The organism is [Clostridium] innocuum, from assembly GCA_012317185.1.
GTDB classification, from domain to species: Bacteria; Bacillota_I; Bacilli_A; order Erysipelotrichales; family Erysipelotrichaceae; genus Clostridium_AQ; species Clostridium_AQ innocuum.
On the sequence record CP048838.1, the window covers coordinates 3922525 to 3939207 of the forward strand.

The window sequence follows — 16683 nt, forward strand, 5'->3', positions numbered from 1 at the left end:
TAGAATCATGTATATATTAAATTTTCCAAATAAAAAGGATACCTTACGATACCCTATATATACTGATTTTCCTTATGCTACATAGCCGCTATCAGCACCAGCTTATCGATTGATATCCGTAATTTTCACAACACGCGTACCAACACGCTGGGCAAAGCCTTCATCATGTGTAATGATGAGAATCGCCATTTCTTTGCTTAAGTCTTTGATAATGGAGGTCACGGAAGCAATGGATTCCACATCCAGCGCACTGGTTGGTTCATCAAAGCACAGAACAGAGGGCTGCAGCATGCAGGCACGGGCTATCGCCACCCGCTGTTTCTGTCCACCGCTCAGAGTAGAGGGATAGGCATGCAGCTTATCACTGATCTGCAGCCGTTCCAGTAATTTCTCTGCCTTTTGAACCGCATCCTCTTTACTCATCAGCTTATGATAAACGGGTGCCTCAATCAGATTCTGAAGTACATTGCGATGCGGAAACAGCTGGTAGTTCTGAAACACCATGCCGACCTCCTTGCGCAGCGCCTTTTTTGTTTCCTTATCCGCGTAGACACTCCTTCCGTTTTCCTCTTTCAGAAGGTAGCTGTCATTGATGAGAATTTCTCCGCTGTCAGCGGTTTCCAGATCACAGAGACAGCGTAGCAGTGTTGTCTTTCCACTTCCACTCAATCCCATTAAAACAACGATTTCCCTTTCCTTCACATCCAGATCGACATTGCGAAGCACCTGATTATCGTGAAAGGATTTGCATAGATTTTGAATTTGTATACTCATACGGCCACCTCTACTTATAATAGTTCAGCCGTTTTTCCAGATAATTCAATCCGCGGGAAATCGGCATATTCAAGACCAGATAAATCATACCAACATAAATGAAAGGAAGTCCTGTCGCATAGGTACCGGCTGCGATTTTGGCATAACGCAGCAGCTCGTCGATTCCCAGAATGGAAACCAGACAGGTATCCTTCAACAGCGTCAGGCTCTCATTGATAAAGGAAGGAATACAGTTGCGCAGCGCCTGTGGAAGCAGGATATGCAGAAACGTATAGGAGTTGGAATAGCCGAGAAGCTTGGCTGCCTCCTTTTGTCCCTCATCAATGGATTGTATGCCACCACGCAGAATTTCTGTGAAATATGCGGTATAGTTCAGAAGAAATGCCAGTATAGCTGCTGTTGTCCGATCCAGACGGATGCCCAGATAAGGAAGACCGAAATAGACGAACATCAGCTGCAGAAGCAGCGGTGTACCTCTCATGATATAAATATAGAAACGAACGATGGTAGAGACAACCGCATTCCTTGACAGTCTGACATAGACCATGGGAAGTGCCAGAACAAAGGAGCCGACCAGCGTTACCACCCAGAAGAACAGGGTGATCTTCAGCCCTTCTACAAAGGCCGGAAGCAGCTGTATAAAGAAGTCCATAGCTTATTTAAACCAGGTATCCTTGATGTTATCGAAGGTTCCATCGTCCTTTAATTCCTGCATTGCCTTGTTGATATGTTTGCACAGCTCTGTATCATCCTTGCGCATTCCGATTGCATATTCCTCTGTACCGAAGTTTTCATCCAGTACCACATAGTTCACTCCGTTATCCTGCTGCTTCATATAGTAACGCGCCAGAGTCTCATCTACAACGATGGCATCGCTTCTTCCGGATTCCAAATCCATGAAACAGTCATTGTTGGTATCAAACTGGGTCGGCTTGCCATCCTTTAAGCCTGCGACAAAGTCCTTATCCTTCATGACCGCATCATACGCACTGGAATTTTTCTGAACCGACAAGGTTTTATCCTTAATGTCCGCCTTTGTCTTGATTCCCGTCTTATCCGTTGTGATAATTATCTGACGGTTTTCCATATATGGATCAGAGAACAGCACCTGCTTTTTACGCTCCTCCGTGATGGAATATCCGTTCCAGATCAAATCGATATTCCCGGACTCCAGCTCTGTTTCCTTTAAATCCCAGTCAATGTTTTGAAACTCAACCTTCTTACCGATTTTCTTTGAAACGGCTTCTGCCAGCTCCACATCAAAGCCGACCAGCTTCCCATCCTTTTTAAATCCCATTGGCGCAAAGGTATCATCTATACCAATGGTCAGTACCTCCTTGTCATCCCCCTTTGCTGTATCTGATCCACAGGCAGTTAAAGTGAGTGTGCACAGCAGTGCGAGCATTGTTAAAGCTATCCTTTTCATACATTTTTCCTCCTCAATTTCAAGCGTCTGATGAAAAAAAGCTTCCATCCTCCGGATTTTGTCCAGAGGACGAAAGCTGTTGCTTACGTGGTTCCACCTCAATTTATCAGCTCCTTGCGGAAACTGACCTCAGTAAGTGATGATCATGCTCATCGTCATGGAAGCATCACTTTGATCGGTAACGGAATCAACCGGCAGACACTACTGTTGTTTCGCATCTGCAGCTCCAAGACGTGTTCCACAGCCAACTCATGATTCCCTTCTCAGCAAACGGGAACTCTCTTTCATGCCTGGACATGTGTACTATTTCTTTTCATCGCTTGTACTGTAGTTACAGTATACGGGATGAAAAATGAAATGTCAATGCATTTTGTAAGAAAATGTAAGAATGCGGTATCTCAATGAAATACATCAGAAAGTATTGAAAGAAAATGTAAAATTATATATTCTGCGATTCCTGCACCTGCCGCTTATAAATACAGGTCCCCTCCTTCCAGGTTTCCAGCACCTGAATATTTCGTATCTCCTCCACCGGAATTTCCAGCGGATTTTGATCAAGGACGGCAAAGTCCGCCAGCTTACCTGCTTCCAGCGTTCCCTTTTGATCCTCCTCATGGTACTGCCAAGCCGCATACTGCGTGATCGCACGCAGGGCCTCATAAACATCAATACGTTCCTTTTCCCCGAGAAGCACTCCGTTTTTTGTACGGCGAACAGCGGCACACCATACGGATTCCATCAGATTCGGTGCGATAACGGGAGTATCGGTATGCAGGGTGAACACAAGTCCAAGCTGCAACGCATCCCGCAATGGAGAAATCAGCGAAGCCCGCTGTACTCCGAAGTTTTCAATATGCACATCTCCCCAGTGCCATACATGTGCCGCAAAGAAGGAAGGAATCATTTGCAGCGGCTTCATCCGTTCCAGCTGTTCCTTTTGCACTAGCTGTGCGTGAATCATGACAGGACGTAAGGTATCCTTAGCATCCAGCTCTCTTACAACCTTTTCAAACTGTGTCAGATACTGCTCAGCTGCTGCATCACCATTGCAGTGTGCGAGAAGCTGCTGATGCTCCAGCAGACTTTTGCGAATACAGGCAGCCACTTCCTCATCACTCATCGTTCCATATCCGTAATAGTTGGCATCCCCCTGATAAGGTGTTTGCATCCATGCAGTTCGTCCCTGTGGAGAGCCGTCAAGAAACATCTTATATCCACCGATGCGAAAATGCTTATGATACTGCACTCCCTTTGGCTTGCTTTCCTTTCGCAGTGCCTCACTGTCCCGGATTCCCACATAGCCGACCACATCCTGTTTCAATATATTACGAGCTGCGGCCTCTTTCAATATGGCATATACCGCCGCATTCATCATCCCGTCCTGTATGGTGGTAATTCCATAGCTGGCATATAGCTGCAAAGCATCCTCCAGCAGCCGCATCATCTCCTCCATGGATGGCATCGGCACATGATGCAGAAATGATGTAAAGGCATTTTCCTCCATATAGCCGTTCAGCATACCATCCGTATTTCGTCCATATCTGCCGCCATCCGGATCGGGTGCATCAGGGGGGATATTGGCCAGCTGCATTGCTGTATATGATGCAACACCCATATGGGAGGATGCATGAGTAATCACGATTGGCCGCCTGCCGACAGCCTTTAGGACATCGGCATCCGGATGCCGGCGCTCCTTAAGCAGCGTATGATCATAGCCGACACCACTCACCCAGTCCTGCTCCTTCAAATGATGCTGCTGTATGAAATCAGTAAGTATGTGCTGAATATCCGCAAAGCTTCTTGCACTGCTTACATCCGCCTGACGGAATGTATTCGCACAGGATACCAGATGGCTGTGAGCATCTATGATTCCCGGGATGATGACTCTGCCGCCCATATCCACACAATCTGCGGCTTTATATTCTTCCGGTATGTGATCACCGATGTAAACAATGCTCCCCTGTTCGATGCACATACAGGATGCTGTTTGTCTGTCCTTCATAGTGAGTATACGTGCATTTAAGATCTGTATCATAAAAACACCTCCTGCTTATAGTGTACCACACGGTATGGATTTCATGAAATCCGGTTTGCCGGCGTAATTGATTCCCCTATGCAATTTATCCTTGGTTCACAGCACTGCCTGCTTTTTCTTAGTCTGCCCTGCCTAACCAGGAACACCACCAAGTCCTTTTCATGCAACACCAACCACAGAAAGCTTTCTCTGTTAACAGGTCTTTATGCGTCCCCTCCCTTTCCTATCCGTATTGTTTCCATATACCCTACAAATGCAGATAACCTCCACGATATGGAAACAGTCTGAAAGCATATGAACTTTATATTTATCGTTCATCTTCCTGTTTATCAAATTATCTTTCTCAATTCCTATGCCGAGTACACTAGAAAATGGATTGATGCCTATCAGATGAGAAATGAGGAAGGCGAGATGGAAAGTAAGCGAAGCCTGATGAGGAGGATTTACATTTATCTCCTGGAGATAAATGAAATTGTTAAGCGCAAGGGATTCGGGAAGCTGAATGACTTTGAACAATTATGCTAGGTTCTACCCTTCGGGTACCTGTTTAAAAACAATGATGAAGATGGTATATTAAAAACAGAGGAAAGGCTGGTGAAGAAGGTTATACCCAAAAGACACCAAGTGGAAACGTACAGAAAATTTCATGATGCAGAAGATCTCCGGTCGATAGGGATGGCAACGCAGATACAGGAGCAGCGCGAAAAAAATGCTATTTTGGATAGTTTTGAAGATGGTGTTGAACAGGGAATTAAACAAGGCGTTGAACAGAGAAAAAAGAGGTGAAAGATTGCTGTTAAATCGACTAATGAAAAGTAAATATCATCAAGACTGCTCAACATGGCTATGCTCTTTATCAATGGAACAGCTCGATCTTGTATCCAATTTATTATACACCTGTGATACCTTACAGAAACTGAAAAATCAGCTTGCTGTTCACAAATAATACATATAAAGTACACAATAAAACTGTTTCAAATTCAGGTTCCTTCTTACTTCAGGGTGTATGCAACAAGAGACTTCCACTATTGTATTTATCAATAGAAGTTAAAGTCTCCCTGTTTTGAGTTTACCCACATTCGAGAAAGAACCCAAATTCATAAAAACAGTTTTTCGACAGTTGCATATAGAAAATAATTGGTGTCTGCTATTTTTATCAAGGTATAAAGCCTGCATAAATAGAACAGATGTTCGCGGCACTTAATATTCATTTGTTACATGTTCTTTATCAGCATTATTTTCATTTATATTGAAAGAAAATGAAAATAGTTTTGAAAATCTATTGACAAATCATGTAAATCAGCTTTATAATCAAGACTATACATTCGATTGATTCAGGAAGAGTAACAGAACCCTCGGATCCAAAGAGAGCTGATGACGGTGGAAATTCAGCGTGAAGAGATCTTGTGAATGGCCCTGAAGAGAAGCATCGGCGAAAAGTGATGAGTAGCTGATGACGCAATTCCCGCGTTATCTGAGGAAGCAGACATGTTGGTGTTTGTATAAGAGTGTTTTGCATTTGTCTTTTCGCAAAACGTATAGGTGGCTAAACGAAGATCCTTCGTCCTATGATACAGGGCGGAGGTTTTTATTTTTATTCTCACTCTTATACAGTAGCAGGAAAGGAAAATAGAATGGAAAATACAGAAGCAATTCTCTACTGTCACAGCAGACGATGGCGCAGCTTTTAACAGCCGCCTATGCAGAGGACAGGAGGAACCCTATGATCTATCCCGATTTACAAACTGTGCGTATTTACGCAGACACATATACACGAATTCCCGTTTACACAGCACTGGATTATGAAGCAGACGATATGCTTGATCTGTATGCAGCGCTGCGGGGACCCTATTCATTTTTTCTGGAAAGCGGTGTTCTGAACTCGTATGGCCGCTATTCCATCATCGCTTTACCCTGTAGGAAACGCCTGGTAAGCAGAGGTGGAACTACAGCTCTCATTCAATACGATGAAACAATACAGCTGGATGGAAATCCACTGGACATCCTAAAGAAAGAAATGCAGGAATGTGCTCCCATCTATCCGGAGCTGCCGGTATTTACAGGAGGAGCAATCGGTCATTTCAATTATGATATGATTCGCTTATTTGAAGCCATTCAGGATAACCGGCTTCCCTCTCTAAAGCTTCCCCTGATGCAGTTTGCATTTGTGGAAGAGCTGCTGGTGCTTGATCATGAACAGCACCGACTGTATGTCATTGTGAATATGCAGACACAAAACGGATGTCTGGACAACGCCTATGACAAAGCGGTTCAACGTATTTACGAGCTGCGGGCTTTCCTGTCACACAGAAAGCCGTATAGTGGAAAGCCACTTGCAAGGCGAACCGTCACAAGCTCCATGAATAAGCAGCAATTCATGGCTAACGTGGAACAGGCGCAGAAGCACATACAGGAAGGCGATATCTTTCAGGTTGTACTGAGTCAGCGTATGGAGGCTTCGTATACAGAGGATCCATTGGATGCGTATGTTCAGCTTCGTTCACTGGGGAAAAGCCCCTATATGTATTATCTTGATTTTGATGAATATGTCATTGCCGGTGTTTCACCGGAGCTGCTGTTAAAGGGTCGCGGACGTTCCATTATGACGATGCCGATTGCCGGCACCCGTCCCAGAGGAGCTGATGAACAGGAGGATCTGAAAGCAGCACAATCCCTGCTGGAGGATCCCAAGGAGAATGCAGAGCACAGCATGCTCATTGATTTAGGACGGAACGATATCGGCAGGGTATCGGATATCGGCAGTGTTCAGGTTCGGCATATGAAGCAGGTGCAGCGTTATTCCCATGTCATGCATATGACGAGCGAGGTACACGGGCGGCTGAAGGAAAGTTGTGATATCTATGACGCACTCGCCAGTGTCCTACCGGCAGGAACTCTGTCCGGTGCGCCGAAAATCAGTGCAATGAATATCATTGAACAGCTGGAGCCGGTAAAACGGGAAATTTACGGTGGGGCTATCGGCTTCTTAGGCTACAATAAACAATTTGATGCCTGTATCACCATCCGTACCTTTGTCTTTCATAAACATAAGGTCTATTTACAGGCAGGAGCCGGAATCGTAAAGGATTCCGTACCGGAAAAGGAATATGAGGAAACGCTGCATAAAGCTAAAGCCATGCTTCGTGCAGTACACGGTGAGGTGACGGTATGATTGTAATCATCGATAACTATGATTCCTTTACCTACAATCTCTATCAGGCAGTTGCCGTATATGCGCAAGATGTCATCGTATTGCGAAATGATGCTGTTGATGCCTCTATGCTGCAAAAGCTGAAGCCGACTGCTCTCGTGTTTTCACCGGGGGCAGGTCATCCCCATGCTGCCGGAAATATGGAATCTATCATTCAGCAGTGTTACAGGGATATTCCCATGCTGGGAATCTGTCTGGGGCATCAGGCCATAGCTGAGGTATTTTCTTCCAGAATCACCTATGCAAGGGTGATTCGGCACGGTGAGTGCGATGCAATCACGCAAACAGCACCCTGCGCGCTGTTCGATGGTCTTTCCACCACATTTTTGGCAGCCCGCTATCATTCTCTGGTTGTTGAACAGCCGGGTGAGGAGCTCATCGTAACTGCTGAAAGCAGCACAAAGGAAATCATGGCGATTCAGCATCACCGCTATCCTGTATACGGCATTCAGTTTCATCCGGAATCGATTCTGACACCGGACGGTATGCGAATTATTGAGAATTTTATAACGAAAGCGAGGAGCTATGTATGTTAAAGGAATATATTAAAAAGGTCAGTGAACACCATGATCTGACAACAGAGGAAATGAAAACTGCCATGAATATCATTATGGATGGCAGAGCAAGCAGTGAACAGGTCAGCGCATTTCTGATCGCAATGAAGATGAAAAAGGAAAGTCCTGCGGAAATCGCAGCAGCGTCCAGGGTCATGGTAAGCAAGGCGACACCGCTTCCAACCGATGTGAAAGGTATTGTCGATATCGTAGGCACCGGTGGTGACTGTCTGAATACCTTTAATATTTCCACCACCTCCTCCTTTGTATTGTGCGGTGCAGGACTGGCAGTTGCCAAGCATGGAAACCGCGGCGTATCGAGTAAAAGCGGAAGTGCGGATACCCTGGAGGCACTGCATGTCAACATCACCCTTCCGCCAAAGGAAGCAGCCTATCTGCTGGAGAAGGTCGGCATCACCTTTCTGTTTGCCCAGACCTATCATGAAAGCATGCGGCATGTCGGCCCGATCCGCAGACAGCTTGGATTAAAGACAATGTTTAATATTCTCGGACCCCTGACGAATCCGGCACATCCCGATACCTATGTCATCGGTGCCTACAATGAGGAAATGGCAGATGTCATGATTCATGTCTATCAGGAAATGGGTGTTAAACAGGCAGTGGTTGTGCATGGGAACTGCGGTATGGATGAGGTTTCCATGACCGGAGATACCCTTGTACATGAGTTAAAGGACAATCAGATTTGTACGTATACGATTTCTCCGGAGCAATTCGGCAGAAAGCGCTGTCAGCTGCAGGAGCTTGTCGGCGGAGACAGTGTGGAAAACGCCAAAATTCTCATGGATATTTTACAGGGAGAGCACAGTGCCAAACGGGATGCCGTTTTACTGAACAGCGGCCTTGCCCTGTATATCAGTGGACGTGCTGACACCATGGAAGACGGAATCAGGCTGGCTGAGCAGAGTATCGACAGCGGACAGGCGCTGGCGAAATTCAGGATGTTTCAACAGCTGTCACAGGAGGTAGGTGCATGATACTGGATACGATCATAGAAAAGAAAAAAACTACACTGGAGGAGGAGCTGATGCGGATGCTTCCAAGAGAACAGGGTAAGATCGCCAAGCAGATGAAGCTGTATGATTCATTATTCGTTATCGGAGAAATAAAAAAAGCAAGTCCCAGCAAGGGTGTCATTGTAGAGGATTTCAGCGCTGCGCGCTTTGCGAATGCGTATGATGAGGCAGGTATCAATGCCATCTCCATACTGACAGAACGCAATTTCTTTCAGGGCGGCTTGGAAAATATAGAAATTGCCCGTTCCGTGAGCGATCTTCCTATTCTGCGCAAGGATTTCATTATGGATGCCCGCGAGGTTGTGCAGACAAAGCGTATTGGCGCAAACATGATGCTGCTGATTGTGGCTATGCTGGAGGATGCAACCCTGCGTGAATTCTATCAGCTGGCACGCTTTCTCGATCTGGAGTGTATCGTGGAGGTACACAATGAAAAGGAGCTGGAGCGGGCATTGCAGCTGCAGCCGGAAATCATCGGTATCAATAACCGCGACCTGCATACCTTTGCAGTATCTCTGGAAACAACAAAGCGTCTAGCTTCCAGAATTCCTGCGGATATCAGCATCGTTTCCGAAAGTGGAATTTTCACCCATGAGGATATGGAGTATGTAAGAAAAGCAGGTGCAGATGCTGTTTTAATCGGAGAGAGCTTCATGCGCTGTCCGGATATCCGTACCCACCTGCAGGAGCTGAAGTATGGCAGTTGTAAAGCTGTGCGGTATTAAAAGCGAAGAGGATGCGGCACTGATGAATGAGGTGAAGCCGGACTATGTCGGCTTTGTATTCGCTCCCGGAAAGCACCAGATATCCGCAGCCTCCGCCTGCAGGCTTTCAAATATCATCCGATACAGCAGGCTTGTCGGTGTTTTTGTGAATGAACAGCCTGCCGTCATAGCTAAAATTGCCAAGCAGACAGGTCTGGATGTTATTCAGCTGCACGGAGATGAAAGCGATGCGGATATCCGGCAGCTGAAAAAAAGCTGCAATTGTGAAATATGGAAGGCTCTGCGTATCGGTCAAATCAAGGATATGGATGCTGCAGCGTTTCCGCATGCGGATCGTCTGCTTGTGGACAGCTATGTACAGGGCCTGCGCGGAGGAAGCGGAAAGCGGATCGCTATGGAATTGTTACAGAAGCTGGACGTGTCCAGACTCATCATTGCCGGTGGAATCTGCAGGGATAACGTAAAGGAAATTCTGGCATTGCAGCCTTACGGCATTGATGTCTCCAGTGCACTGGAGACCAATGGCAAAAAGGATAAGGAAAAAGTGCGCACGTTTATGAAGCAGCTGAAGGGTTGAACAGAAGCAGACCAAGCACTGTAAAGGAATACTGCAATGGCGTGCATTTTACAAGATAGATGCCCGTAAAAAGCGGGAGATGGGAGGCAGTATGACAAAAGGAATGTATGGAGCGTTTGGCGGACAATATGCGCCGGAAACACTCATGATTGCTCTGGAGGAGCTGGAGAATGCCTATGAGCAGGTAAAGGATGATGCGGATTTCCAGCAGGAGCTTCAGTTTTATTTAAGGGAATATGCGAACCGTCCTTCTCTGCTGTATTATGCAAGGAAGATGAGCGAGGAACTGGGCGGTGCAAAGATATATTTGAAGCGGGAGGATCTGAATCATACCGGTGCGCACAAGATCAATAATGTGCTGGGGCAGGCATTGCTGGCAAAACGAATGGGAAAAACGAAAATCATTGCGGAGACGGGTGCCGGGCAGCATGGGGTTGCCTCCGCAACAGCGGCGGCTCTTTTCGGTATGGAATGTGAGGTGTTCATGGGGGTTGAGGACATGCGCAGACAGTCGCTGAATGTATTCAAGATGGAGCTGCTGGGGGCAACGGTTACCGGGGTATCCAGCGGCACTGGCACCTTGAAGGATGCCTGCAATGAGGCCATGCGTGCATGGGCTTCCCGCTGTGATGATACCTTTTATGTTCTGGGCTCCGCTGTCGGACCTCATCCGTATCCGATGATTGTCCGTGATTTTCAGAAAATCATTTCAGAGGAAATGAAGGAACAGTGTCTGGAAAAGGAAGGTCGTCTGCCGGATGCGGTCATCGCCTGTGTGGGCGGCGGCAGCAATGCTATCGGTACCTTTTATGATTTTCTGAAGGATGAGGATGTTGCCCTGATCGGATGTGAGGCGGCGGGAAAAGGGATCCATACCGAACAGCATGCCGCAACCATTGCACGCGGCAGTGTCGGTGTCCTGCATGGCATGAAATCACTGTTTCTACAGGATGATGACGGTCAGATCATGCCGGTGTATTCCATTTCCGCAGGACTGGATTATCCCGGAATCGGACCGGAGCATGCCGACCTTGCCCAAAGCGGGCGTGTGCAATATGTGCCAGTCACAGATGATGAAGCGGTTGCGGCTTTTCTGTATCTGACAAAAACAGAGGGCATCATACCGGCAATTGAAAGCAGTCATGCGCTGGCCTATGCCATGAAGCTTGCCCCGACCATGTCAAAGGACAGCATACTCGCAGTCACCCTGTCCGGACGTGGTGACAAGGATGTAAAAAGTATTGCGGAATATCTGGAGGTGGACATTCATGAATAGAATCGATGCAGTATTCAAGAGATTGAAGCAGGAACAAAAAACGGCCTTCATCGGCTTTCTGACAGCAGGTGATCCGGATATTCCCACATGTATGGAATGTGTGAAGCAGCTGGAACAAAACGGCTGTGATATCATTGAAATCGGAATCCCCTTTTCCGATCCGATTGCGGAGGGACCTGTCATTCAGGAGGCAAGTCTTCGCGCCTTACAGAATGATATCACAACAGAGACTGTTATGCGTATGGTGTCGAACATTCGCGAGTTCTCCCAGATTCCTCTTGTTTTCCTCCTGTATTACAACCAAATCTTCAAATATGGGGCAAACCGGTTTCTCAGAGAAAGCGAAGCTGCCGGTATTGATGCGCTGATCATTCCCGATCTTCCCATGGAGCACCGTGAGGAATTAAAGCCGCTTGCGGATGCACATCATATACAGCTGATTTCCCTGGTAACACCTGTTTCCAGTGTCCGTAAGAAAAGCATTGCGGAACAAAGTGAAGGCTTTCTGTATTGCGTGACATCCCTTGGTGTAACCGGCGAGCGAACGGAATTTCAGGCGGATTTGAAGGCATTTCTAAACGAGCTTTCCGCTTACAGCGATACGCCAAAGGCACTTGGCTTCGGTATTTCCACTCCACAGCAGATTACCGAGATGAAGTCCTATGCGGACGGTGTGATTGTCGGCAGTGCCATTGTGCGGCAGATCGGGCGACTGGCGAAGCAGGAAATCACGCTGGAAGAGATCGGCAGCTTTGTGAAAACACTTGCGGATGCGGCACATGCCTAGAAAGGGACAATGCGTCCTTTTTTTGTACCGATTGCAACGAACGCTTCACCACTTCTACAGATGTACCTCCTATACCAGCCACCTTCTTCAGCTCACGTAAACCGGCGGCTTCTCTGCCCTGTCGTAATGATTTTTCAGCTAAGCACTAACAGAATACATGCAGAAGCAAAAATGCATCGTTTATTTTCGCTTTATGGCAGTATTCTCTGTGCCTTGGGATAAAAAAAAACCCTTATTTCAAACAATAGATTTGTTTCATCCGACTGCCTGTGAATAAGGGATTTTTTACAGTATGAATTTCATAGTTCCTTTCTCGATTATGGATAAACTCAAAACAGGAGATTCAACATTATTGTATTTGTCAATAGTAGTTGAAATCTCCCTTTTGCATACACCCTAATGTTAGAAAGAACCTTTACATCATGTTATTTGCTTTTTCTTTCATCTTTAAAAACCGTTTTTTCTGCCTGTTCCTTGATAGTTTCCAGATTTGTTTTATACTGCTTGAATTTCTCAAGTGCCATCGCATCCGTCTTTTCATCCTCATAAAGGTAAATTGAATCAACATTTATCATATCAGATTCCTCAGACAGATCCGTTTCCTTTGCAGAGCTGATACCGGTGATCTTCACATCGTAATAATCTGTATTCTTTTCTGTGGAATACTTACTATCCTCTGTAACCTTTGTGCGATAAACATAATGTGCTGTACCGGTATGATCATAGGAACGATATTCATAATACACACCGATCAGCGCGACATGTTCAACAGTTACCTTGGTTGAAGAGAAAAAAGATGTGCTTCTGTCTTTTATATAGGCTTCCAATGCTGCTTTTGCCGCTGCCTCGAATTTATCAGAGCTTGCCTTTGGAATCTCTGCGAAGGTTTTATATACGATTTCCAATCCCTCTACCTTTACCTTCTTCTCTGGATTTTCCACCTTTACTTTACAGCTGTCTGCGGTAGCCTGACTGTATTCAGCTTTCAAAACTGCATCATCGCCGTTTTTCAGTTCGCCATCCTTTTCCACCTTATAGGTAACATCGCTCATAAACATACGGATATCCTCGTTTGTATGATCATAATCCGGATTACAATTGATATCCGCCGTTCCTTCACCGGATACGCCTTCAAAGGTAACGGTACAAGCAGAGGTCAAATCAATCGGTGTCTTCTTTACACTCTGATAAATACTGAATCCAGCAATACAAACGATAACGACTGCCGCCGCAATACCGCCTATGATTGTATTCCGTCTGCCTTTTTCCGTCTTGTAATATGCCTTGCATTTCTCAGAAAGCTTAAGAGCATGATCCTGGGCTGCTGCAGATGCCTTTGATACAGCCTCTCCGGCAGCTTTTGCGCCCTCACTTAAATCCTTCATTGCCTCCTCGGCTTCTACCTGCTCATTCCTTTTCACAAACAGGATATAGATACTGATTCCTGCTGCTGCAATTTGTGCAAGCACCATGATGACGAGCATGATTCCCTTGTTATCCATACTGCCGGAATACGCCATCGCGGCTGTGAAATCACCACTTGCCAAAGCATGTACAGCCCGTATTGCCGAAAAGCAGAAAAGCCCCATCAGCAATGCAGCACCATTGCAGCCAAGCAAAAGCTTTCCCATAAATGAAGCATCCTTCAGATAACCGATTCGAAACGCATATCCTCCAACCAGTATTACAAGGATGACAAAATCGATGTAATACAGCACACACAGACTGCGTAAGGAAGACAATGCACTTGATAATCCGGATAAGCTGTCCAGTCCCTGTCCCGCTGTGAGGTAAATAATCAGCATAATTACTGCCAGAATACCTCCCGCAATACTACCATACATCAGATATTTTCTTGTTGCATACTTTTTTAACAATTCCATTTCATTCCCCTTTCAAACAGCAAAAAAGCTATTCATGTAAATTATTATATCACACAATATCACATTGTTTAAAAAAACATATACATTTTATGAATAACCGCCGCTTATTTTTCAAGATTCAAATCGCTTGACATCTGTATCGGAGAAGTTCATAATGAACGGTGTTCAAGTTGGAGGTGGTTTATGAACAAGGTTGTTACCTCAAAAGAGGAGCTTCTGGATACTGCCAGACAGATTGTATTTCAAGAAGGCATTGATCAGCTCAGTATCCGGGTACTTGCTAAAAAACTGAATATTTCCGTTGGTGCTGTTTACAACTACTTCCCGTCAAAGTCCGACCTGCTGCTTGCCATTGTGGAAAGCTTCTGGAAAGGAATTTTTCACAAGGATATCTGCATTCTCAGTGAAACACTACCCTTTGCGGATTTCTATGAGGTTGTATATCATCGGCTTGCAGAGCATATGGAGGATTTCTTTTCCGTACTGCTGGGTCAGCTGGATATATTACGCAATACTGAAAAAGAGCGTGGAAAGCTGATGGAGGAACGTTATCAGCAGCATATCCGCGAGGGTTTCCTTTATGCCCTGCAGCAGGATTGCGATATCCCTGAGCATATCTGGAATGCTACCTTCACAAAGGCTGCCTTCATCGATTTTCTGATGGAGCATATGATGAATGATTTATCGCACCAAAGAAGGAGCTGTACCTTTACAAAGGAGCTTATCTGCCGGCTGCTTCAGGTAACGCACGGAACAACTACTCACGGCACAAAATAAACCATGTTCATATAATAAGGAGGAAGACACATGCAGGCTGTTATGGAAACTGCTTTTGATATTTTATATTTATGCACCGTATGTATACTGGGAATCACCATGATACGAAAGGCAAGAGGAAACCGTATGCTTTTCTTATTTGGCATCATGGCGGTAACCCTCGGGCTGGGAGACGCCTTTCATCTTATCCCCAGAGCCTATGCATTATGCACTGACGGACTTGCGGCTCACACGGCAGCATTGGGAATCGGAAAATTTATCACATCCATTACAATGACCATTTTCTACCTGCTGCTGTTTCGCATATGGGAGCTGCGTTATAACAGACACCGTCCCCTGCTTCGCACAGGCATGTATCTGCTTGCCTTGCTCCGCATGGCACTCTGCTTCTTTCCGCAGAATGCATGGACAAGTCCGAATGCACCGCTTAGCTGGGGTATCCTTAGAAATGTGCCGTTTGCATTGATGGGACTTTGGATCATCGTGCTGTTTTATCAGCAGGCAAAGCAGAAGGAGGATTTCGTTTTCAAATACATGTGGCTTGCCATCACACTGAGTTTTCTGTTTTACATTCCGGTCGTCTTATGGGCTGATACCCTGCCAATGATTGGAATGCTGATGATTCCCAAGACACTCGCCTATGTATGGGTTGTATGGATGGGATATCAACTGATGAAAAAGGAGCTGAATTATTTATGAAAAAAACAATCAATCTTGCATTTTTATATGCGATTCTCGCCATGATTGGCGGAGTCTTTTATCGAGAATTTACAAAGCTGAGCGGCTTTGATGGACGCACGGCATTATCCTTTGTGCACACCCATTTGTTTCTGCTGGGAATGGTTATGTTTCTGATTGTCACCTTTTGTATCAAGCTGTTTGCCATTCAGGAATCAAAGAAGTACAGGGCGTTTATCATCGTATATAATATCGGTGTTCTTCTGACCTCCCTGATGCTGGCGGTCCGTGGTGTTCTTCAGGTAAATGGCAGCACACTGACTTCTGCGGCAAACGGTATGATTTCCGGCTTTGCAGGTATTGGACACATTCTGGTTGGTATCGGTATGATTCTCCTCTTCCTGATGCTGAAGGAGAAGGTGAAGGAATAATGCACGTAGCGAAGAAATATCTGCTTCTGACAGCAGGCATTGTATGGGCAGCCGCAGGCTTCAATATTGTCAGGATCGGATGGCTGAGTACCAGCTATATGAGCATAGCAACTGCTGCTACCGCGGTTATCACCTTCCTGATTTTCTACCATATGATTTTTAAAAAGCTGATTCATAAGCATACAGAGCGCATTCTTGCCAATACAGAAGATCGTATGCATATCCTGCGCTTCTTTGATGCAAAATCCTATATTATCATGATCTGTATGATGAGCTTTGGTATTGCCCTGCGTGCATCGCATCTTTGGCCGGATGTATGTATCAAGTCCTTCTATACCGGTCTTGGCTGCGCACTGCTTGCGGCCGGAATCGGCTTCATACGACAGTATGTAAAAACCAGTACCTTCCGATTGCATGCGAATTAGTCAAAACGATACAGCCTGTTTTGCACAGCACTACAAAAAAGAAGAGAATTCAAATTTTACGTAAGGTATCTTTGAATTCTCTTTTTCATT

At 45.7% G+C, this 16683-nt stretch carries 18 protein-coding genes and 1 other annotated feature; of the genes, 13 read left to right on the top strand and 5 right to left on the bottom strand.

Annotated elements, in window-relative coordinates:
• Positions 1–102: 102 nt before the first annotated feature.
• The 4 genes from G4D54_19185 to G4D54_19200 all read right to left on the bottom strand — a co-directional run bounded on the left by G4D54_19185 (position 103) and on the right by G4D54_19200 (position 4235).
• Entirely contained in the window at positions 103–774 is a 672-nt protein-coding gene (locus tag G4D54_19185) for an amino acid ABC transporter ATP-binding protein (GenBank protein ID QJA04397.1), read from the bottom strand.
• A gap of 10 nt (positions 775–784) precedes the next feature.
• Positions 785–1426 carry an amino acid ABC transporter permease gene (locus G4D54_19190; protein QJA04398.1) on the bottom strand — a complete coding sequence of 214 codons (642 nt, stop codon included), beginning with the start codon at positions 1424–1426 and terminating at the stop codon, positions 785–787.
• Between the two features lie 3 nt (positions 1427–1429).
• Positions 1430–2200, bottom strand: coding sequence for an amino acid ABC transporter substrate-binding protein (locus G4D54_19195; protein QJA04399.1), 771 nt, complete (start codon positions 2198–2200; stop codon positions 1430–1432).
• A 62-nt stretch (positions 2201–2262) separates the two neighbouring features.
• Positions 2263–2526, bottom strand: a binding site (T-box leader).
• A gap of 113 nt (positions 2527–2639) precedes the next feature.
• The gene (locus G4D54_19200; protein QJA04400.1) at positions 2640–4235 is read right to left on the bottom strand and encodes an amidohydrolase; all 1596 of its coding nucleotides are present in this window, start codon (positions 4233–4235) and stop codon (positions 2640–2642) included.
• Between the two features lie 294 nt (positions 4236–4529).
• Here G4D54_19200 and G4D54_19205 point away from each other — a divergent pair, with 294 nt between their 5' ends.
• From G4D54_19205 to G4D54_19245, 9 genes are all read left to right on the top strand, one after another.
• Positions 4530–4760 carry a hypothetical protein gene (locus G4D54_19205; GenBank protein ID QJA04401.1) on the top strand — a complete coding sequence of 77 codons (231 nt, stop codon included), beginning with the start codon at positions 4530–4532 and terminating at the stop codon, positions 4758–4760.
• A 69-nt stretch (positions 4761–4829) separates the two neighbouring features.
• Positions 4830–5021 carry a hypothetical protein gene (locus tag G4D54_19210; GenBank protein ID QJA04402.1) on the top strand — a complete coding sequence of 64 codons (192 nt, stop codon included), beginning with the start codon at positions 4830–4832 and terminating at the stop codon, positions 5019–5021.
• A gap of 937 nt (positions 5022–5958) precedes the next feature.
• A complete protein-coding gene (locus G4D54_19215) occupies positions 5959–7407 on the top strand; it encodes an anthranilate synthase component I (protein QJA04403.1) in 1449 nt (482 codons plus the stop codon).
• Positions 7404–7982, top strand: a complete 579-nt coding sequence (locus G4D54_19220) for an aminodeoxychorismate/anthranilate synthase component II (GenBank protein ID QJA04404.1) — start codon at positions 7404–7406, stop codon at positions 7980–7982. Before G4D54_19215 ends, G4D54_19220 begins: the two co-directional genes overlap by 4 nt.
• Positions 7976–8995 carry an anthranilate phosphoribosyltransferase gene (gene trpD, locus G4D54_19225; protein QJA04405.1) on the top strand — a complete coding sequence of 340 codons (1020 nt, stop codon included), beginning with the start codon at positions 7976–7978 and terminating at the stop codon, positions 8993–8995. The genes G4D54_19220 and trpD overlap by 7 nt, the downstream gene beginning before the upstream one ends.
• Complete coding sequence (trpC, locus tag G4D54_19230; GenBank protein ID QJA04406.1) at positions 8992–9759, top strand: indole-3-glycerol phosphate synthase TrpC; 768 nt, start codon at positions 8992–8994, stop codon at positions 9757–9759. Before trpD ends, trpC begins: the two co-directional genes overlap by 4 nt.
• Positions 9731–10336: a phosphoribosylanthranilate isomerase gene (locus G4D54_19235; protein QJA04407.1), complete on the top strand. Its 606-nt coding sequence runs from the start codon at positions 9731–9733 to the stop codon at positions 10334–10336. Before trpC ends, G4D54_19235 begins: the two co-directional genes overlap by 29 nt.
• Positions 10337–10427: 91 nt before the next feature.
• The gene (gene trpB / locus G4D54_19240) at positions 10428–11612 is read left to right on the top strand and encodes a tryptophan synthase subunit beta (GenBank protein QJA04408.1); all 1185 of its coding nucleotides are present in this window, start codon (positions 10428–10430) and stop codon (positions 11610–11612) included.
• Complete coding sequence (locus G4D54_19245) at positions 11605–12399, top strand: tryptophan synthase subunit alpha (GenBank protein QJA04409.1); 795 nt, start codon at positions 11605–11607, stop codon at positions 12397–12399. Before trpB ends, G4D54_19245 begins: the two co-directional genes overlap by 8 nt.
• A gap of 425 nt (positions 12400–12824) precedes the next feature.
• On the opposite strand, the gene G4D54_19250 is transcribed toward G4D54_19245, so the two are convergent.
• Positions 12825–14282: a hypothetical protein gene (locus G4D54_19250; protein QJA04410.1), complete on the bottom strand. Its 1458-nt coding sequence runs from the start codon at positions 14280–14282 to the stop codon at positions 12825–12827.
• Between the two features lie 183 nt (positions 14283–14465).
• Here G4D54_19250 and G4D54_19255 point away from each other — a divergent pair, with 183 nt between their 5' ends.
• The 4 genes from G4D54_19255 to G4D54_19270 are packed head-to-tail and all read left to right on the top strand — an operon-like array spanning position 14466 to position 16593.
• On the top strand, positions 14466–15059 hold the full coding sequence (locus G4D54_19255) for a TetR/AcrR family transcriptional regulator (GenBank protein ID QJA04411.1): 594 nt from the start codon (positions 14466–14468) through the stop codon (positions 15057–15059).
• 30 nt (positions 15060–15089) lie between these two features.
• Positions 15090–15758 carry a hypothetical protein gene (locus G4D54_19260; protein ID QJA04412.1) on the top strand — a complete coding sequence of 223 codons (669 nt, stop codon included), beginning with the start codon at positions 15090–15092 and terminating at the stop codon, positions 15756–15758.
• Positions 15755–16168, top strand: coding sequence for a DUF2871 domain-containing protein (locus tag G4D54_19265; GenBank protein QJA04413.1), 414 nt, complete (start codon positions 15755–15757; stop codon positions 16166–16168). Before G4D54_19260 ends, G4D54_19265 begins: the two co-directional genes overlap by 4 nt.
• Complete coding sequence (locus G4D54_19270; GenBank protein QJA04414.1) at positions 16168–16593, top strand: hypothetical protein; 426 nt, start codon at positions 16168–16170, stop codon at positions 16591–16593. The genes G4D54_19265 and G4D54_19270 overlap by 1 nt, the downstream gene beginning before the upstream one ends.
• Positions 16594–16683: the final 90 nt, after the last annotated feature.